Annotated in this window: 19 protein-coding genes and 1 pseudogene; 12 read left to right on the top strand and 8 right to left on the bottom strand. The window is 52.8% G+C overall.

Annotated features, from left to right (window positions below):
- Positions 1-159 precede the first annotated feature (159 nt).
- The 3 genes from BM485_10060 to BM485_10050 all read left to right on the top strand — a co-directional run bounded on the left by BM485_10060 (position 160) and on the right by BM485_10050 (position 1,985).
- The gene (locus tag BM485_10060; protein ID OKY75314.1) at positions 160-1,239 is read left to right on the top strand and encodes a hypothetical protein; all 1,080 of its coding nucleotides are present in this window, start codon (positions 160-162) and stop codon (positions 1,237-1,239) included.
- A 162-nt stretch (positions 1,240-1,401) separates the two neighbouring features.
- Positions 1,402-1,704, top strand: coding sequence for a hypothetical protein (locus BM485_10055; protein OKY75302.1), 303 nt, complete (start codon positions 1,402-1,404; stop codon positions 1,702-1,704).
- A gap of 92 nt (positions 1,705-1,796) precedes the next feature.
- Complete coding sequence (locus BM485_10050) at positions 1,797-1,985, top strand: hypothetical protein (GenBank protein OKY75301.1); 189 nt, start codon at positions 1,797-1,799, stop codon at positions 1,983-1,985.
- An 81-nt stretch (positions 1,986-2,066) separates the two neighbouring features.
- Here the strand turns inward: BM485_10050 and BM485_10045 are convergent, their stop codons facing one another.
- A complete protein-coding gene (locus BM485_10045) occupies positions 2,067-2,603 on the bottom strand; it encodes a flavin reductase (GenBank protein ID OKY75300.1) in 537 nt (178 codons plus the stop codon).
- Positions 2,604-2,978: 375 nt separating this feature from the next.
- Here BM485_10045 and BM485_10040 point away from each other — a divergent pair, with 375 nt between their 5' ends.
- Entirely contained in the window at positions 2,979-4,178 is a 1,200-nt protein-coding gene (locus BM485_10040; GenBank protein OKY75299.1) for an amidohydrolase, read from the top strand.
- Positions 4,179-4,402: 224 nt separating this feature from the next.
- Here the strand turns inward: BM485_10040 and BM485_10035 are convergent.
- From BM485_10035 to BM485_10025, 3 genes and pseudogenes are all read right to left on the bottom strand, one after another.
- Positions 4,403-5,266 (bottom strand): annotated as a pseudogene (locus BM485_10035) (hypothetical protein).
- 775 nt (positions 5,267-6,041) lie between these two features.
- On the bottom strand, positions 6,042-6,386 hold the full coding sequence (locus BM485_10030) for a hypothetical protein (GenBank protein ID OKY75298.1): 345 nt from the start codon (positions 6,384-6,386) through the stop codon (positions 6,042-6,044).
- A gap of 381 nt (positions 6,387-6,767) precedes the next feature.
- The gene (locus tag BM485_10025; GenBank protein ID OKY75297.1) at positions 6,768-7,400 is read right to left on the bottom strand and encodes a hypothetical protein; all 633 of its coding nucleotides are present in this window, start codon (positions 7,398-7,400) and stop codon (positions 6,768-6,770) included.
- A gap of 214 nt (positions 7,401-7,614) precedes the next feature.
- On the opposite strand from BM485_10025, the gene BM485_10020 reads away from it, so the two are divergent.
- Positions 7,615-8,067 (top strand): hypothetical protein, encoded by a 453-nt coding sequence (locus BM485_10020; protein OKY75296.1) that lies wholly within the window; start codon positions 7,615-7,617, stop codon positions 8,065-8,067.
- 14 nt (positions 8,068-8,081) lie between these two features.
- Here BM485_10020 and BM485_10015 read toward each other — a convergent pair whose 3' ends face one another.
- The 4 genes from BM485_10015 to BM485_10000 all read right to left on the bottom strand — a co-directional run bounded on the left by BM485_10015 (position 8,082) and on the right by BM485_10000 (position 11,211).
- Complete coding sequence (locus BM485_10015) at positions 8,082-9,071, bottom strand: hypothetical protein (protein ID OKY75295.1); 990 nt, start codon at positions 9,069-9,071, stop codon at positions 8,082-8,084.
- Positions 9,043-9,423 (bottom strand): hypothetical protein, encoded by a 381-nt coding sequence (locus tag BM485_10010; GenBank protein ID OKY75294.1) that lies wholly within the window; start codon positions 9,421-9,423, stop codon positions 9,043-9,045. Before BM485_10010 ends, BM485_10015 begins: the two co-directional genes overlap by 29 nt.
- A 155-nt stretch (positions 9,424-9,578) precedes the next feature.
- Positions 9,579-10,325: an MBL fold metallo-hydrolase gene (locus tag BM485_10005; protein ID OKY75293.1), complete on the bottom strand. Its 747-nt coding sequence runs from the start codon at positions 10,323-10,325 to the stop codon at positions 9,579-9,581.
- A gap of 127 nt (positions 10,326-10,452) precedes the next feature.
- Positions 10,453-11,211 (bottom strand): carbon monoxide dehydrogenase, encoded by a 759-nt coding sequence (locus BM485_10000; protein OKY75292.1) that lies wholly within the window; start codon positions 11,209-11,211, stop codon positions 10,453-10,455.
- A gap of 138 nt (positions 11,212-11,349) precedes the next feature.
- Between BM485_10000 and BM485_09995 the strand changes: the two genes are divergently transcribed.
- The 7 genes from BM485_09995 to BM485_09965 all read left to right on the top strand — a co-directional run bounded on the left by BM485_09995 (position 11,350) and on the right by BM485_09965 (position 19,371).
- Complete coding sequence (locus tag BM485_09995) at positions 11,350-12,516, top strand: hypothetical protein (protein OKY75291.1); 1,167 nt, start codon at positions 11,350-11,352, stop codon at positions 12,514-12,516.
- 26 nt (positions 12,517-12,542) lie between these two features.
- Positions 12,543-13,961 carry a mannose-1-phosphate guanylyltransferase/mannose-6-phosphate isomerase gene (locus BM485_09990; GenBank protein ID OKY75290.1) on the top strand — a complete coding sequence of 473 codons (1,419 nt, stop codon included), beginning with the start codon at positions 12,543-12,545 and terminating at the stop codon, positions 13,959-13,961.
- A 46-nt stretch (positions 13,962-14,007) separates the two neighbouring features.
- Complete coding sequence (locus tag BM485_09985; GenBank protein ID OKY75289.1) at positions 14,008-14,781, top strand: hypothetical protein; 774 nt, start codon at positions 14,008-14,010, stop codon at positions 14,779-14,781.
- Positions 14,782-14,847: 66 nt separating this feature from the next.
- A complete protein-coding gene (locus BM485_09980; protein ID OKY75288.1) occupies positions 14,848-15,582 on the top strand; it encodes a hypothetical protein in 735 nt (244 codons plus the stop codon).
- Positions 15,579-17,309, top strand: coding sequence for a 4-hydroxy-3-methylbut-2-enyl diphosphate reductase (locus tag BM485_09975; protein OKY75287.1), 1,731 nt, complete (start codon positions 15,579-15,581; stop codon positions 17,307-17,309). The genes BM485_09980 and BM485_09975 overlap by 4 nt, the downstream gene beginning before the upstream one ends.
- A gap of 119 nt (positions 17,310-17,428) precedes the next feature.
- Positions 17,429-18,547, top strand: coding sequence for a signal recognition particle-docking protein FtsY (locus tag BM485_09970; GenBank protein ID OKY75286.1), 1,119 nt, complete (start codon positions 17,429-17,431; stop codon positions 18,545-18,547).
- Positions 18,544-19,371 carry a molecular chaperone DnaJ gene (locus BM485_09965; GenBank protein OKY75285.1) on the top strand — a complete coding sequence of 276 codons (828 nt, stop codon included), beginning with the start codon at positions 18,544-18,546 and terminating at the stop codon, positions 19,369-19,371. The genes BM485_09970 and BM485_09965 overlap by 4 nt, the downstream gene beginning before the upstream one ends.
- Positions 19,372-19,385 lie beyond the last annotated feature (14 nt).

Raw genomic sequence — 19,385 nt, 5'->3', positions numbered from 1 at the left:
GAGCCTCTTTCAAAATGACGAGACGCGCCACACAAAAGATATTATCGCGTAACATATTGAAATAATTGAACTTCACGGCGTTTTCTGGTATTGTTTTGTAACCAGCAAAACAGAACACAGGAGAACGCCGTGAAGCTCACCGACAAAATATCATGGTTGATGGGGTATGTCCAAAGAAGTCTGTTTCCCCATCTGAACAAATGTTTGCAAGCTCCGCTCACCGCGCAGGAGGAACGCCTGGTGTCTATTCTGGAGATTATCCAGGTTGAGCAACACGTACCAAGGAACATACGTCGATATCAGTATCCCGGGCGCAAGCCTCTTGACCGACAGGCTTGCGCCCGAGCATTCGTGGCAAAGGCGCTCTACCGATATCCGACGACCAGCGACCTGCGTCGGGCTCTGCAATCAGCAGGGAATCTGCGGCAGATATGCGGATTTGCCACTTCCAATGCTATCCCGTCGGAGCCTACCTTGTCGCGGGCCTTTGCCGAATTTGCCGCCGGCAGTCTTGGTGGGCGGGTCCATGATGCACTGGTGAAGGAATACCTTGGCGAAGAGCTTGTCGGACACATCAGCCGGGACTCCACGGCCATTGCCGGACGTGAGAAAGCGGCGAAGAAGGTGGCCAGGGAGCCGAAGAAGCCTCGCAAGAGGGGGCGTCCCGCCAAAGGCGAGCAACGGACGCCGGCCATCGAGAAGCGGCTTGACCGTCAGGTCCGCCAGAGTGCCGAGGAAGCCATTGGTGAGTTGCCGGTTGCCTGTGATCGTGGCACCAAGAAGGACGCCAAGGGGTACAAAATATCATGGAACGGTTTCAAGCTGCATCTGGACATCAACGATATCGGCCTGCCAATCAGTGCCCTTGTAACCTCTGCTTCGCTGCATGACAGCCAGGTAGCGATTCCGCTGATCAAGTTGACCAGCGGAAAGGTGACCTATCTCTACGATTTGATGGATGCAGCCTACGATGCCAAGCGGATCGAGGAGACCAGCCGGAAGTTCGGCCATGTTCCAATCACAGATAAGAATGGCCGCGGCCAAGAGGTTGTCCCCATGGCACCGCACGAGGCAGAGCGCTATAAAATCCGGTCCAGCGCGGAACGGGCAAACAGCCGATTGAAAGAAGACTTCGGCGCTAACAATGTCATGGTCAAGGGACACTGCAAGGTGACCCAGCACTTGATGTTCGGGGTCATCACCCTGTTTGCGGATCAGCTCCTACGCCTGATCGGATAGATTGTCAAAGATCAAATTGTGGACAGCCTTGTAGGCTGTTCATTTTGAAAGAGGCTCTATTGATAAAAGGAATTGCTTTTTCCTTTGCGAAAAAATCACGAAGAATACGTATGCGCGGTTTTGTGCCGAATTTTCATTCCCCCGGCGGGAAGGAGGTTTGTTATGGCAAGCAGAGATTATTGTTACAGCGCGTCCATGGAGCTTAAATTTTTAAGCGAGAGGCTGCATCAGCTGTCCGACGCGATTGATCATGTCCCATCCATCGATAAATATAAAATGTTGTCGCAAATCCAGGATCTGCATATCATCATGACGGAACTGGATGATCGCATCAGCCGATTGAGAAATGAATGCCACACCGTCGAGATGCCTCGACAAGAGGAAAACTCCAGGCATTCATTTTCAATGGGTGCCGGATCCGAATCAAGCAGAAGTGAAAAGTTTGACTATGATTTCGGAGGATAATTTTTAGGTTTGCCAGGTCAAGGCAGATCTTGCTGTTGAACCGGAGCAGGCCGCGGTGGATTCCGCGGCTTGCTTGATTTAAAGGAGACGATATGCTCATGACAAAGGAAACAAAAAAAATCTGTCCTCTCTGTAGCGGAGAAAAAATAATAAAAGGAACCTGCACATGCGATATGGAGTGGCGGGGGACACGCAGCGGCGACGACTGGGACGATTGTCAGTGCACCCCTGACAACAAATGTCCCGCCTGCTCCGGAACAGGCTTTGTCGAGGAAAAGTGAAACGTCGGGCAATGGCCGTCAATTGAGAGCCGAGTGGGTTTTCCTGCGGCAAGGCCGAGGAGAAAGCGACCCTGCCCCGAGCTATTTCATTTTTGACTTCAGTTTGATCCTTTCACCGGCGACCATGAAGTTGCCTTTGCCGAGATGATGAATCGTCCGCGGGTTTTTCACCGCCGGGTCGATCCATGCCTTGATGACCTCGGCAATAAACAGGCAATAAAAGGGAACCATACGTGTATCGACCACCCGGCATTCGAGATTTGCAAAACATTCCTTGATCAGAGGGGCGTTGACATGCGTCGCGGGTTTCGGGGTCAGGCCGAACCGTTCAAACTTGTTTGTGCTCACTCCCGATGTATTGCCGCACCCCACGACTTTATCCGCGATATCCACTGTCGGAATATTAATGACGCATTCGTTGCTTGCCGCCAACAATCCGAAAGAATGATTGCGATTGCTGATGACGAAGCCCAGCAGCGGCGGCTCAAAATCGAGCATGGTATGCCACGACATGGTCATAATGTTTGGACGCACATCATCGGCGGTCGTGACCATGACCACCGGCCCGGGCTCAAGCAAGCCGTAAACCTTGGACAGGGGAAAGGATCTTTTGGCCATCTCGGCACCCCGTTTTGACAGTTGTCACCATCGATTTCATCAACCTTGTAAATTCAGACAACCGGAATTGCGGTTCGAGATAAGTGCCTAAAGTACTTAAAATGCCTGAAATACTTGAAGTGGCGGTACTTTCTGATCAGATAACACCTTTAACTTGAGGCACTTTAGGCACTTTAAGTACTTTTATGCATTTCAGGCACTAAAACCGGTAACAGGCCGGAATCCGAAGTGCGGAATTCAGAATGGTTGATTTTATTACGTTTTATTCCGGCTTCTGAATTCCCTGGAAATAAGCGCGTGGACCCCGAGGATATCAATTTAATTGCAACATGTTACCATAACTCAGCAAGTTGAGCAAATAAGGAACCAAACGTCATGGGCGGAACACGATTCATTGTGGCGGGAAATTTTATCGACGGCAGCGGCGCCGCTGTGCGCAGGAATGTCTTTCTGGCAGTTACGGACACCATTATTACCGCCATTGGCTCTGCCGCGGATCTTTCCCCTCATGAGCGGCAGGCAATCGATGACTTTTCCCACTGTACCATTGTGCCGGCGCTGGTTGACTGTAGCCTCTCCCTGTCGCGGTCGCCCTCCGTGGACCGGAGGGTGCGATTGGCCTTTGACGAGGCCGATCTTGAGAAAAAGGCCGCCATGGTGAAGCAGCATATCGGCTACTGCCATGCCCACGGCGTGCTGGGAGTGGCCGACAGCGACGATATCACCGGGCTGGTGGCGCGTTCCGGAGAGGAAATGGAGCAGGGCGGCATCATTACCCTTCGTTCCTCCGGTCGACTCTGCCGGAGCAGGCAGGATTGCACGGTCGGCAACCCGGTCGGCGGCGATTTTCTCAAGATCGGTTATTCCGGCAATATCGAAGACGAGGACGCCCCATTGGCGAGGCTTTCCCCTGACGACCTGCGCCGCATCCTGCGACAGAGAGGCGGGAAAAAGGCGGTGGTGGTGGCCAATGGTCCCCACCAGGTGGAGGAGGCGCTTGAGGCGGGGTGCGATGCCGTCGAACAGGGATACGCCATGGGCGAGGACAATCTCCGGAAAATGGCGGAGAGGAATGTGTTGTGGATTCCCAGCCTCGTGCGGGCCAAGAATGGTTTGGATGGTGCGGGCAGCGGCGGCGATGTGTGCTGCCGTTTCTCCCAGCGTTATGTGGCGCCGGGAAAGCCGGTCCCCGGCGCGGAGGCTTTTTGGAAAAAGATGCTTGCCGAACAACTCGCGCAACTTAGTTTTGCCCGAAAATTGGGCGTGACAACGGCTGTGGGAACCGGTGCCGGGAGTGTGGGCATACTCCACGGCGAGTCAATGGTCGAGGAAATGAAATTGTTCATCAAGGCGGGCTATTCACTGGAGGAAACCATCCGCTGCGCATCGGAAAACGGTGCCGGATTCTTCGGCATGGGGAAGCTGGGAGCACTTACTGTCGGGCGGAAAGCAACATTCCTGATTGCCAGGGGCACGCTGCAACAGCTGCCGCGAAAACTCTCCTATCTGGAAGGAATCCATGTTGACGGCGCACCCAGCCGCACATATCGCAAAAATCCCGTCAAGACGGGATGAAAACGATTGGCAAAAGGGGAACGGGTCGTGGAACCCCCCGAGGGGTTCAACTGGCTTGTTCGCTGTTTTTTTTGTTATCGATTCGCACAGGGATTCACGGAAAAATACAGGGAACAGAACTGTTTTCTCGTCTCTGACCCGTGAGGACAAGAAATCCTGCTCTGATCCCTGCTCATGTAACCTGAAAATACAATGGTTGGAGCAAGAGACGATGCTCTTTTCCGTTACTTTGAATCAGCGTGGTCAGGCTTATGGGTATGGCACAAACCGCAGTTCATCTGCCCCTGCTGGTTGTTGTCTCCCTCGGGACCATGACATTCGAGGCAAGAAGCCGTCGCTTCGGAGACAGGTGGAGCCACGGGCTTGAATTTCCCGTCGGCATAATCATTTAACATCATGACAGTTTGCATGGCGACTTTTCCTGCCACTTTGGCGCACCGATCTTTTCTTTCATAACTCGATATATCCGTATCGTTCGCCAGGGTCCAGGTGGATACCGAAATATGACAAAGGGGTGAACCTGGAACCACTCGTTTCTGGTTCGGGAATTTGACAACGCTGTCGAACTCATCGGTGGGGTGGTTAAATGACGCATACCAGTTAATCAGGTCGGCGATCATGGCATTGTGCGTTTTGTCTTCATCCTTGGCCACCAGATTGATGATTGCCGAGCAAGCGCCCAGTGAGCCGCAGAGCGTTCCCTGACCGGCATAGCCGCCGGCCGCGTGGTGAAACATGTCGTCGGAAAGGGTTGTGTAAGGATAACCTACTTTTTCTTTCAAAAGGCTGAGGACCCCCAGCCATGCTCCTGCGCCTCAGCCGCCTTTTTCAAGATAATTCTTATACCCTCTTTTCCCTGCCTCCATTGGATCGAGTTTGGTGTATTTCCAGGGCAGGGGCGGCGCATCAGGCGCGGATGCCGCTTTTGCTTCCCGTTCGGCAAGCAGACTTCCGCCTGCGGCAACTACTAAACTTCCGACTGTAGCCACCCCGGCAGTGTTCAGGAAACTGCGTCGGGAAAGCATGGTTTCTTGTTTGTTTCTTGTCGTTTCGTCATCGGCTGAAAATTTTTGTGATATTTTTTTCATTTATTTCTCTTCCTTGATGGGTGTTGTAAGTGAACAACTGCTCAACTCAATTTTTTTTCACCTGGTTTCAGTCATTACAAACAGAGTTTGCTGTGTGGATGAAACAAAAACGCTTTTCGAACTCAAGGCTTTGATACAACTTGTCAATTTACTATGACGGCTTGGTGATTTTGTCTGCCCACCTCCTTGTGAAAATTAAGATTCATGAAAATTGGTCGCAATGAGTCTCGCCGGTACGACCACCGCGTGGCAACAGTTGATATTCATATATTTTTTTTTCTAACATATATTCCAAATTATAATCAACTGAAATAATAGATTATTTCGATGAATGATAATTCAATATCGTTGTCATCCTGTTTCAAGGGCTGCTGTTTTGATTGCAACATGAGACGAGATCTGCAAATCCGAGAAAGGCGGGGGAGCGTGGTGCGGAATTCCGGGGCTACTAAAAGGACAATGCCGGGCATGGGGTGATTCTGCTGTCACTGGTAACGTAAAAGTGTACCACTTCCAACCTTTTCGCCACAAAAACGCGGTCTCCTAATTTTCTCATCGTGTTCATGGCGTCCGTCTCGGCAATGAGCTAAGAGCAGACTTGACCCCAGCCGTGACCCCAGCCGTCTTTGGTATCTTTTCCTTTCCTGGCCATGGTTATCCTCCTTCTTTTTTTGTCGAGAAAAATTAAGAAGATAACTATGGCCTATTTCTTTTAAAGTTTCATGCTTCGTTGTTCCCGGCCACGGGGATGGGGGTTAGCTGTTTCATTTGTCGATCAATAGTATCCGAGTATCAAAGCCAAACCAACTAGGCTGATTGCAATAAAGCAGACATAAGCAACACCAAAGAATTGTGGCGTAACAGTGGCATCAACTTCCGGATCTGTCGGTTTATTTAAATGCCTTCTGTAAATCCAGACCACTGCTGAAATGATACCAATTGCAAAAACCACCGAATAAAAAAGGAGCAGGCAGGCACGTTGTTTCGCCGCGATATTTTCACCAAAAAATTCGAATTCCGAACCCTTGTCTACCCCCCAGCCTGCGATCAGAATCAACACAGCTGTTCCCCATCCAAGGATCTTGGAGACCACATCCCGCCAGTATTCTTTGGCCTTCATCACAGGCTCCTTTTCGATGACTGCTAACGAGTCTGCGGAAAAAGCCGTTTTGCGAAAACGGGCTACCGGTTGGGACTCGTTTTTAAAAATCTCAAACCGCCTTATCAAGCTGGCCGAAGACCTGCGCGGCAGGGTGCGCATGTGTTATTGGAAGCAATGGCGCTTCTGCCCACCAAGGTTCGTGAGCTGACAAAGCTCAATTCCCCAGAAATACTGTCATGTCCTGTTTTTAGCTCAGGTGGTGCACTTTGAACTTGAATATACCTTTGAAGGTTTCGTAAAAAGTCAAAATCCCGAAAAATACCGGCACTGATCCAATGAACGGCGACGCAAAAACATTGCCGTCAATTCACCAGGGAAAAGCGCCGGGGCAATGCCGGATCATCCGTCGGCCGGGGGAGGGCCGCTCATTCTGGTAAACCGGTCCATCACCCAGCCGAACTGGCCGTTCGGCAACTGTACATAATACCATCCCGGCGCGCTGCCGTAGACCGTCAGCATTGCCCCCCCGTAGAGCTGGAAAAAGGCGGGATGCTCCAGGCCAGGGCCGGAGCGGACATTTAAGGTGTTGACAACCACCTGCACACTGCTGTAGACCTGCGGTTCAGGCTCGACAAAGGCGCCTGGGGGCGGATCAACAACGACATATCCCTGGGGGGCCTGCCGGTAATAGTTGCCGCCGAAGGTGAAGTAAAGCGCTCCGCCGATGCTTATCCGTGAATGTCCAAGCGGCAGGCTGGCGATGATGGCGCCCACCGGCGCGGAAACCACCATGTAGCCGGTGCGGGCCGGACGGTAGAAAACGCCGTTGTAAATATAATAAGGGCTTTGATGCACATGCATGGTTTTATAGCCATGCGGCAGTTTACCGATAACCTGTCCATGGCGGTAGTGGGGCCCTTTGTGCCGTCCCCGCTTCTTATCGGCCAGAACGTCATCCGCGGGAGCAAGGGAAAGAAGGAACACCGCAAGCAGCAATGTGGCAATTTTTTGTTTTGTTTTTAAATATCTCATTGTCATGTTTTCCTCGGTTATCATTTTTTTTGGGCGGTGATTAGCCGTTTTATTGTGGAAACGGATGAAGCGGGTATAATGTTTCATTAACGGTGAAATTTACCAATCTGTTGTAACGGGCCGGGTTGACTTGCTGTTTTTTCTCAACATGTCCAAGAACCACTCTTTTTTTCGAATACTTTTTTGAGGCGAAGGAATGCATGTAACGAATCAAATGGCCTTTGTTGGGAGACGCTCCATGCTGCTTTGTATCAGCGTCTTTTTGTTTCTGTCTGCAACCGACGGCAATGCGAAGGAAGTCCAACTCCAGCCGGGCGAATCCTTTCGGGAAGGCGATTTGACCGTAACCTGCCGGGATGACGCCGCCCCGGCGAGCGGCACGGATGCCGGCCTCATCCGGCTCAAGGAATGCCAGTACTGGGACGATTTCAAGAAAACCTGCCTTTTCGAGAAGACGACGTTCGTTTACAAGAACCTGCGATGCGTTGAAGAATGCCGTCACTGGGACTCGTTTAACAATGTCTGCCTTTATCAGACCCGTTGCGTTTTTCATCCGGAGCAGGGCTCGTTTGTCCTGACGGATTGCGCCGAATTTGATGATTTCAGCAATAAATGCCTGAAACATAATGAAAAATTAATCGGCGGATCAGGCAGAAAAAGACGGTAGCCCGATTTTTTTCGTCATTGCGCCGAGGCCGGGGAAGGGGAGGCGGCAATGATTTCCCTTCGCGTCTGGGCGAGCACTTCGGCCAGGTCCGGCGGCAGGGGGGGGCCCGACAGCGCTCGGTCAATTGTCTCCAGTGCTTCCTTGCGAAGGCCTTGCCGGAGCAGCGCTTCCGCCAGATTGTTTAACACGGCGGGATTATCCGGCTGTTCCGCCAGGATTTTTTTATAAATTTTTTCCGCCTCTCCATATTCTTTTTTGACCAGCAGGCCGTTGCCCAGCCCGAACAGGGCAGCCGGGTGTTGCGGCCGGCGTGCGAGCACGGCCCGATATCCCTGTTCCGCCACTTGCCGGTGCCCGAGACTTTCCAGCGCGGCAACCGCCTTGACGTAACGGTCAAGGTCTGCGTTGCCCGGCAGTTCACCCGGACGGAGAACAACAAGCCCCCAGTTCCCCGCTTTTTGCCATGACCGGGCAAAAGCATCTTCATTCAGAATCACTCTTTTTTCCGTACCGGAGCGAAGAACCACCTTTTTGCCGGGCAGAATGCCGATGACAACCGCGTAATGATAGAGTCTGATCGGACCCGCGCCGAGGTCCTGGAGGATCAGCACCGGCCTGTCCTCCAGGAGCTGGGCGACAAGCGCGTCCGGTTGCGGATCGATCACATAGGGAACGCGGCCATGGCGCCGGACTGCGCCGATAAGTTCAAGCTGGAGGGTGCCTTTGCGGTCAGGAAGGAAAATCTGGGGGCTGAGCCGGTCCGGGGTTGTCTCGACTCCCGATTCCGTCAACACCGTGGCCAGGGCCGCCGGCCCGCATTGCAGCTCCTTCTGGGCGAAAAATGGGGTATCGATGAGTTCGATACCCCTTGGCGGATTTTCGCTGAAAACCGGCAGCCGCTGGGCGCACCCGCTGATGAGGAAGGAAAGACTGCAAAGCAGCCCGAAAAACAGGCCTGCTTTGTAACGCGCTCTTTCAAACTTTGTTGAATATATTGATAACACCGACAATTTCCAGAATCAGCAGAACCAGAAAAACGACGCCGATAACGGCAAGCGCGCTGGCGCCGGCGGGCAGGTCGTTGATCCGGCCTTGCAACTGACGAAGTTCCTCGTCGGTCAGGGAGGCGATGCGTGCGTCAACCTGGAGCGGATCAACACCCATGGCGGCAAGTTCGTTCCTGATTTCCTCCCGGGCCAGGGTGGCCTGGAGCTCGGATTTCAACCCTTGTTCCTGGGAAACAACCAGCGATTCAGTACCGATCATGGCCGCCTTGGCGCCGGGCACCCAGATTGAGACAAGCACAAAGATAATCAGGAATGGTTTGATGATTTTTTGTGTCATTGATGTGTTCATTTTTTCTCCTTCATATGTGATATAAACTGTATGCAATATGCGACATAATTGATTTAAATTGTTCATCTTTTACGCGCACCCCTGTTTTTTACTTTTGCCGCGGAAACTTGTCAAGCAGAATTGAAAAACAGCGGCATGAACCGAAAATTCCAATTTCAGCCGATGGTGTCCATTGAGGCGAATTCCGGCTCGTGCAGCGGCAACAGGATATCGGCCAAATCTCTGACCTTAAGCATCATGTCATAGGCGGCGTAGGTGTTGATACTGGTCCCCGGCGGAATCACCTCAAGCTCCATGGCCCGCACCGAGGCAGGCGGGTGAAAGTTTTCCTTGATCACGCAGAAGCCGGTGATGGCCGCCCGGCCGTGAGCAGTATCAATCAGAACGGTTAGTCCTCCGGGGGAATGGGCCGGGGTGTGCATAACGGAAATTCCAGGGACGATTTCCCTGTCCGCGGTCACCACCTCGATCTGTTTTGTTTCCTCGATTTCATAGATGTAATCCCCCACATAGCGGTAATCAAGAGGATGCGGATCGTGGATGACGGCAAGTTCTTTTTCATGGATATAAAATCTGGCGTTGACGCACTTGTAGTCGTTTTCACAATGATCGGCATGGAGATGGGTATGGATGACGATGTCGATGTCTTCCGGTTTGAGCCCCCACTTGGCAAGTCCCTCTTCAAAGGTATGGATGGGGCCGCCGATGTTTTTCGCCCGGTCCTCGGACTGGATGGGGCGCAACTCGCCGGTGTCGACCACTATTTTTTTGTCGCTTCCTTCCAGATACCAACAGTAAATGGGGATGGTGTATGGTTTGCCGTAATCGTGCTGATAGGTCATCATGCCCTTGTCAAAAACCTTGGTTCCCATGACGATGGGATGGATTTTAAATGCGGCCATTTTGCGTGTATCCTTTTAATTTTGCCGAGAGGGGGAAAAAATCGGCACGGAGCAGGCGGTGTCCACGGAGAATATTTTTTAGCCGGTCAACTCCGTGTTCCCCGTGTGCTCCGTGGTTGATTGTCGGTTATAATGACGCCATCAGTTTTTGCAGAAGGACCATGGCGACTTCATTCATGGAGTGGTCGGCATCGATGATGGCGCCGCCCGCGCGTTCCGCCTTCCTGATTCCTTCGGAATTGGGGAAAAAGGCAAGGGGCTCGGCGCCGAGGGCCTGGCTGAGAAAAATCTCGTCATCCCGGTTTTCGATCAGATTGCCGACAAAATAAATTTTCGGAATACCTGATTCACGGGCCAGTTTTTCGATCTTTTCCGCCGTGCGTACACTTGACTGGGAGGGGACGACGACGATCAACAGGGCGTCCGCCTTGGCGATGGTGCCGCGACCGAGATGCTCCACCCCGGCCTCCATGTCGAGGAGGACGGTTTCGGAGGGAGAGAGCATCAGCTTGGTGAGCAGGCGCTTGAGCACCGTGTTTTCCGGGCAGGCGCAGCCGCCCTCCGCCGTCTGGATGGCGCCCAGCACCATGAGCTTGACGCCGTCTTTTTCCAGCATGTATTTTGTCGGCAGATCATCAACCTGGGGATTGATATTGTAAAAGGGTGATCCTTCCACCTTGCCGGAGCGGTCGGTCAGCATCTTTTTCATGTCGGCGATGGGGGTGATATCGGCGATATTGTCGATTCCCAGGGTCTGGGCCATGTGGGGACTGGGATCGGCGTCGATGACCAGCACCTGTCTGCCGCTTTTCCGCGCCTGTCGAGCCAGCAGGGCCATAATCGTTGTCTTGCCGACTCCGCCCTTGCCGCTGATCGCTATTTTCATTATAGTGTTCCTTCTTTGTTTAAATCACGGTAATAACTTGGTAACATTGATGTTTGAAATTGAGACAATACGGCACGAGTCGGAAATTTTCCGGACAGGCCTTAACTATACCCGATCAATCCTGTGAAATCAAAAACTATGGTAACCCTTGGTATTGAAGAATTTGTTGCTGATCCACCCGCCCGGCTGCACGGCCAAAGGCTGGGTCTTCTCTGTAATCAGGCCTCGACGGACCGGCGATTTCGTCACAGTCGCGATCTTGTCGCTTCGGTTTTCCCCGGTCAGCTCACCTGCCTTTTCACCCCGCAGCACGGATTCTTCTGTGAAAAACAGGATAACATGATTGAATCCGGCCACATGACGGACAAGGCCACCGGCCTGCCGGTTTTCAGCCTCTACGGCGAGACGAGAAAACCGACGGAAGAGATGTTTGCCCATCTCGACGTTCTGCTGGTGGACATTGTTGATGTGGGCACCAGGGTTTATACCTTTATGTATACCCTGGCCTATTGCCTTGAACAGGCTGCCCGTTTCGGCAAGAAGGTGATGGTGCTTGACCGGCCCAACCCCCTGGGCGGTGATCTCATCGAAGGGAACCTGGTCCGGGACAACCTGCGCTCCTTTGTCGGCCTGTATCCCATTCCCATGCGGCACGGTCTCACCTTTGGCGAACTCGGCCTGCTCTTTAATGATCATTTCAGGATAAAGGCCGATTACGAGGTGGTCAGGATGGCAGGATGGCAACGGGCCATGACCCATGAAGACACCGGCCTGCCCTGGGTTTTCCCTTCTCCCAACATGCCGACGCCGGCAACGGCCGCGGTGTATCCGGGACAGGTTCTCTGGGAAGGGACCAATATTTCGGAAGGCCGGGGAACCACCCTGCCTTTTGAACTGTTCGGCGCGCCTTTTCTTGATCCTGAAAAAATGCTGAAAAATATCGATAAATCCCTGCTCGACGGCTGCTGTCTGCGGCCCATCTCTTTTTTGCCCACCGCCAACAAATGGCAAGGGGAGGATTGCCGGGGGTTTCATCTCCATGTGACGGACAAGCACGCCTTCAAGCCCTACCGGGTCAGCCTTGCCCTGCTGCAGGCGATCATGAGGCTTTACCCCGATGATTTCGCCTTGAAGCAGCCGCCCTATGAATATGAATTTGAAAAGCTTCCCCTTGATTTGATTCTCGGCTCTGAAAAAGTCCGGCAGGCATTGGCGGCAGGTGTTGCCGTCCCGGAAGTGGAAGCCGGCTGGCAAAAGGAACTGCATGATTTTGATGAAATCAGAAAAAGCTGTTTTCTGTATTAATTTCAGCGGACACGAAGGAGAAACAGATGGCCCTTATTCAACCAGTCATTCTTGCCGGCGGCAGCGGTTCGCGCCTCTGGCCCCTGTCCCGGGAACTGTATCCCAAGCAGCTGCTCAATCTGACCGAGGACTGCTCGCTGCTGCAAAGCACCATCAAGCGGGTGGCGGCCCTGCCGGACAGTCTGCCGCCGGTGGTGGTCGCCGGTGAGCAGCACCGGTTTCTCGTCTTAAGTCAGATAAACGAACTGCAGCTCAAACAGCACATCGACATCCTGCTTGAACCTGTCGGCCGAAACACCGCGCCGGCCATCTGCGCCGCCGCCCTCTACTGCCGGAAGCGGAGCGAGGAGGACGTGGTGCTGCTCGTTTTGCCGGCCGACCATCTGATCCGCAAAACCTATGCCTTTCATGATGCGGTGCAGCAGGCGGTGGACCTTGCCCTGCAAGGATTGCTGGTCACCTTCGGCATTACCCCCCATGCGCCTGAAACAGGCTACGGCTATATTGAAAAAGGCGACGGCAACCAGGTGAAATCCTTTGTGGAGAAACCTGATCAGCCGACGGCGGAGAAGTATCTTGCCGCCGGCAATTACTTCTGGAACAGCGGCATGTTTGCCTTTACCGCATCATCGATACTGGCCGAGATGGAAAGACTTACCCCGGCCATTTCCATCTCCATGACCGAGGCACTGGAAAAAGGAACGACGGACAACCATTTTTTCCGTTTTGACAAAGAGGCGATGGTGGGCTGCCCTGATGATTCCATTGATTACGCCATCATGGAAAAATCGAACCAGGTCGCGGTTATTCCGGCGGACCTTGACTGGAGCGATATCGGCTCATGGCAGGCGCTGTGGGATGTGGCGGCCAAGGACCTTGACGGCAATGTCCTGCATGGAGACGTCATTGCCCTGGATGTGAACAACTGCCTTATTCATTCCGAACACGGACTGGTGGCGGCCATCGGGCTGCAAAACACCCTGGTGGTCGATACCGCCGATGCGGTGCTTGTTGCCCCCATGGACCGTTCCCAGGACATCAAGAGAATCGTCACCCGCTTGAAAAAGGAAAAAAGAGAAGAACATCTGCTGCACCGGACGGTCTATCGGCCCTGGGGCAGCTATACCATTCTCGAGGAACAAACCAATTTCAAGATCAAGCGATTAACCGTCAATCCCGGCGTGCAGCTTTCCCTGCAGATGCATCACCACCGTTCCGAACACTGGGTGGTGGTAAAGGGAACCGCCCGGGTTACCTGCGGAGAAAAAGTATATCTGGTGCTGGAAAACCAGTCGACCTATATTCCCTGCGGCGAAAAACACCGACTGGAAAACCCCGGCATCATTCCTTTGGAGTTGATCGAGGTGCAGAACGGCAGTTATCTCGGCGAGGATGACATTGTCCGTTTTGATGATGATTTCGGCAGGAAGGGAAACGCGGGATAAGAACAGGGCGCGGGCGGAGAGAAATGTTTTTGCTACGAGGTTGGGCTTGAGCTATCTTGTCATTTGTGGTGTCGCTTTTACGGCGTCGGTGCTTACCTTCTTCTCCGGGTTTGGCCTGGGGACCTTATTGCTGCCCGCCTTTGCACTGTTCTTTCCTTTGGAGCAGGCCGTCTCGTTGACGGCCATCGTCCACTTTCTCAACGGTTTGTTTAAACTCGGACTGGTCGGACGCCATGTGGACCGGGGCATCGCTGTTCGTTTCGGTCTGCCGGCAATTGCATTTTCACTTCTTGGAGCATGGCTGTTTCTGCGGCTTGCCGATATGGAACCACTGCTCACATTTTCGGCATTTGGCCGGCAACTCCAGGTTTTACCGGTCAAGCTGGTAGTGGGTCTGCTGTTGCTTGTCTTTGCCCTTGCCGAATTGCTGCCGCGCCTGCGCCGGCTGTCATTTTCACGGCAATTTCTGCCGTTGGGCGGCGCCCTCAGCGGTTTCTTCGGCGGGCTGTCCGGCATGCAGGGCGCGCTTCGTTCGGCCTTCCTGGTCAAGGCGGGATTATCCAAGGAGTCATTTGTGGCAACGGGCGTCGTCATCTCCTGCCTGATCGACATATCGCGGCTTGGCGTCTATGCAAAGCCGGTCATTGCCCATGGCGCGCGTTTCGACTATCCTTTGCTTGCGGCGGTGGCCCTTTCCGCCTTTTCAGGCGCGTATCTGGGGAACCGTTATATCAAAAAAATAACCATGCACGGCATACAAACCATAGTAGCGATCATGCTTTTTTGTGTGGCCCTGGGGCTGATTGCCGACCTGCTATGACGCAAACGGTCCGCGAAAATCACCTTAAATGGATTGTCGGATAGAAAAAACAGCGGAAAGGAGAAAATGTCGGTCAACCGCAACAGCAATGATATCTATTCCATCGAGCACTATCTGCCTTTTTTTTATGATATTCCGGTGGAATGCCCGTACGGACTGGGACAGACGGCGGTTTACCGTCAACAGCAGTTTGTCTCGTTGCCCGATATCATCATGCGTAAGTTTCTGGAGGCGGGATTTCGCCGCAACGGCAATACCATTTACACCATGGTGTGCCCCGGTTGCGGGAAATGCCTTCCGATCAGGCTGCATCCCGGAGAATTCACGCCGAACCGCAATCAGAAAAGGGTGCTGCGCCGCAACGGGGATCTGGAAATTTCCATGGCGGCTTTGCGCATCACCGAGGAAAAACTCTCCCTGTGCGGGAAGTTTCTGGAGAAGCGTTATCCGGGCCGGGGCAATTCAGCGGTCGGCTATTACGGGACCTTTTTCGCCAATTCAATCTGTTCAACCCTGGAAATCGAATATCGTCTTGAAAAAAAGCTCATCGGAGTCGCTGTTGTCGATCTGGGCGGGGACTGGCTGAACGCGGTCTATTTTTATTTTGATCCCGGGGAAGAAAAAAGAAGCCCCGGCACCTTCAACATCCTGCATCTTGTCGAGCTGTGCAAAAACAACGGTATAGAAACGCTTTATCTCGGCTACCTGATCCGCGAGGTCAGGGCCATGAACTATAAACAGAAATTCAGCCCCCATTATCTCCTGGAGGATGGGCGCTGGCACAAACATACATCACGATGAAAGTCATTCTGGCCAAAAAAGCAGGTTTCTGCATGGGCGTCCGCCGGGCAGTGGAAACAACCCTTGACACGGTGCACAAGGGAGAAGGGAAGATTGTCACTTTCGGCCCCCTCATCCACAACCCGCAAGTGCTCGGCTTGCTGCGCGATCAGGGGGTGGAAACCCTCACTGAAATACCGGAAAAAATTGACGGTACGGTGATCATCCGTGCCCACGGCATCCCGCCGGCCCACAAACTGAAGCTGATGGCGGCGGGCGCCGAGGTGAAGGACGCCACCTGTCCTCGGGTGATGAAGGTGCAGGCCATCATCAAAAAATACAAGGAAAACAATTACTTCACTATCATTATCGGCGACAAGAACCACGCCGAGGTCGTCGGCCTGATGGGCTATGCCGAGCCGGATGTGCAGGTGGTCAGCGATGCAAAGGATATCGAGCAACTGCGAATCAGCGGCCCCTATATCATCGTCAGCCAGACCACCCAGGACGAGATGTCCTTTCAACGGTTGAGCGCGGAAATCATGGCCCGTTTTCCGGAAGGCAAGGTGTTCAACACTATCTGCGATTCCACCCACAAGCGCCAGGAAGAGGTGCGCAATCTCGCCGGCAAGGTTCCGGCCATGGTGGTGGTCGGCGGCAGGGGCAGCGCCAATACCCAGCGTCTTGGCCAGATCGCCTCTGAAATGGGATGCCGGGTCTTCATGGCGGAAACCGAGGAAGACCTTGATTTTCAGGTCATCTCCCAGTTTGACCGCATCGGGGTGACCGCCGGCGCTTCCACCCCGACTTGGATGATAAATCGAATCGTACGGGTGCTGGAATCATGCCCCGCCCGTGACGAGGGTCTGCTGAAAATCTCCATTTACCGACTGTCCCGCGCCCTGCTTGCCTCCAACCTCTTTGTCGGGGTTGCCGGCGGCCTGCTTGCCCTGGTCTGCTGTCTGCTGCGGAACAACGCGCCGAAAATGAACGATTTTTTTATTGCCTTCGGTTATCTGCTGGCCATGCACAACATGAACCGTTTTGCCGATTTCAAGAGCAAGAGAATAAATGATCCGTTGCAGGAATCATTCTGGCGTAAATTTTCCCGGCCCCTGCTTGTTTTTTCCTGGGCAGCGCTGCTTTTTTCTCTTTATCTCGCCAGGCAGCAGGGAACAACGCAGTTTGCCATTCTTCTTGCCATGAGTTTTTTTGGTATTCTTTACAACGTCCCCTTTATCCCGAGGATTGTCGCCGCGATCATCCGAGTGCGCAAATTGAAGGAGATCCCCGGTTCGAAAACATTTTTCGTCGCCCTGGCCTGGGCCTTTGCAACCGTTCTCATTCCAAGTCTGAATAAAGATCCATTTTCCGCGCAGACTTTTTCCGTTTTCATGCTTATAGTGCTTTTTGTTTTTATCCGTACCCTGCTTTACGATGTATTTAATGTGCAGGGGGACCAGATTGCCGGCAAGGAAACCTTGCCGGTCTGCGTCGGAGAAAAGGGTTCGATCCGCTTGCTTTACGCCAGCATGGTGATTCTTGCTTTTCTGCTGATTGTTTTTTCTTTTTCCGGCTTAACCCACAAAAGCGCGTTCTGGCTTCTTGTGCCGGTGTTGTCCTTGCTGCTGCTTACCCGGCTTTATGAAACAAAAAAACTCGTACAGGGCATGCGGCTTGAATTCTGGCTTGAAAGCCACTTTTATCTGATGGCGCTCTGTGTCTGGGCGGGTGTCATGATCGGATAGGTGGAAATATTTTTATTATATCAATTATATCTGTGGTTTTTGCGCCCTCTACAGTAAATTTCCGGTTTTCGCGGAATAATCAAAAATGATGCCTGCTGCACCAACATTGAGGAGATAACATGCTTGGCTGGTTCAAGAAAAAATTAAAAATCGGCAAAAAAGACGAGGCGCTTCCGCAAGAAAAAATCGAGGGTGAAGAATCCACGTTGCCCGTGGTAGAGGAGCAGGTCGAGCTTGCGCCGGCGACAGTTGAGGTTGTCACGCCGGAAGCGGCGGAAGAACCCGTCCCCGTGCCGCAAGAGGAGCCTGTCGGCCTTTTCAGTCGACTCAAGGAAAGGCTTGCAAAAACACGTACTTCTTTTGTCAGCCGGGTCGACGAACTCTTTCTCGGCAAAAAGATCATTGATCCCGAGCTGCTGGATGATCTTGAGGAAATTCTTATTACCGCCGATCTCGGGGTCGGCACCACCCATGAACTTATTGAAAGCGCCAGGAGCAAGGTGGCACGAAATGAGCTCAGTGACCCGCAGGTTTTAAAAAAGGTTCTGAAGGGGAAAATAGCCGAATTTATTCATAGTTCCGATCAGGCGGCCGAAATGGTCATGCCCGAGAAAGGACCTTTTATCATCATGGTGGTGGGGGTCAACGGTGTCGGTAAAACAACCACCATCGGCAAGATGGGCCGCAAGTTCGTTCAATCAGGTCGCAGCGTCATGCTGGTTGCGGGCGACACCTTTCGGGCCGCGGCCGTGGAACAGCTGCAGATCTGGGGAAAAAGAATAGGGGTTGATGTCCTTTCGCAGCAGTCCGGCGCCGATCCATCGGCCGTTGTTTATGATGCCATGGATCACGCAATCAAGAAAAACGTCGACGTGGTGATCGTCGACACCGCGGGTCGCCTTCACACCAAGGTGAACCTGATGGAAGAGCTGAAAAAAATCAAACGGGTGATGGATAAGAAAATTCCCGGGGCTCCCCATGAGATCATGCTGGTCATAGACGCCACCACCGGACAGAATGCCATTTCCCAGGCCCGTCTTTTCGGCGAGGCCGTTGGCGTCACCGGCCTGACCCTGACCAAACTCGACGGCACCGCCAAGGGCGGCATTGTCGTCAATATCTGCCGTGAATTCAATATCCCCATCCGTTTTATCGGCATCGGCGAGAAAATGGATGATCTGCGCGACTTTGACGCGGATGAATTCGTCGAGGCGCTTTTTGCCGAGAACGAAAGATGAGATACCAGTACCAAGCGCATAACCAGCCCGGCTGCGGCGGCTGCCTCCTGGTGGTGGCCGTTATTCTCCTTGCTTTCGGCGGTGCGCCGCTGCTTATCGATTTCATCGGTATTCTGCTGGCCGGCGGACTTTTCTTCTTTCTTTTTCTCTTCATCGGTTTCTGGGCCTTTTCCTATTATGTCCGCCGCAAGGTGAGTGAGTATGAAAAGAGCCAGACCGAGGCCCACAACAATTTCGTTTCATCCCTTATCCATATTCTGGTCAAAATAGCCCAGTTTGACGGCAAGATCACCAGAGCGGAACAGCAGACCATCAAGAATTTTTTCCGTTCGCACCTCCGCTATGACCAGAACCAGATGTTCTGGGTGGGGGAGTTGATCAAAGACGCAACCGCCAACACCGATTCCCTCGAAACCCTCCTGGCCGGGTTCAGGAGTTCATTTGCCTATGAGCCGCGACTCATTCTGGTGGAACTGGTTTATCAGGTTTTTTTCTCAAACGAAATAGTTCGGGACCAGGATCTGGAACTGGCGAGAAATATTGCCGAGTACCTGGAACTTTCCCCCTATGATTTGCAGTCCATTCAAAGTCGATATCTTCATCGGCGTCATGCTGCGGTCAATCAGGAACAGCAGTACTATGATGTGCTGGGGCTTGCGCCGGGGGCATCGTTTGAAGAGATAAAAAAGGCATACCGCAAGCTCAGCATGAAATACCATCCCGACAAGGTTGGCCATCTTGGTCAGGAGTTTCAAGGGGTTGCCGAGGAAAAGATGAAAGAACTCAACGCCGCGTACCAGTATTTAAAGAAAAAATTTAATTAATCATGAAAAAGGAT

It is taken from the genome of Desulfobulbaceae bacterium DB1, from assembly GCA_001914235.1.
Classification (GTDB): domain Bacteria; phylum Desulfobacterota; class Desulfobulbia; order Desulfobulbales; family SURF-16; genus DB1.
This window is presented reverse-complemented; position numbering and strand designations above follow the sequence as displayed.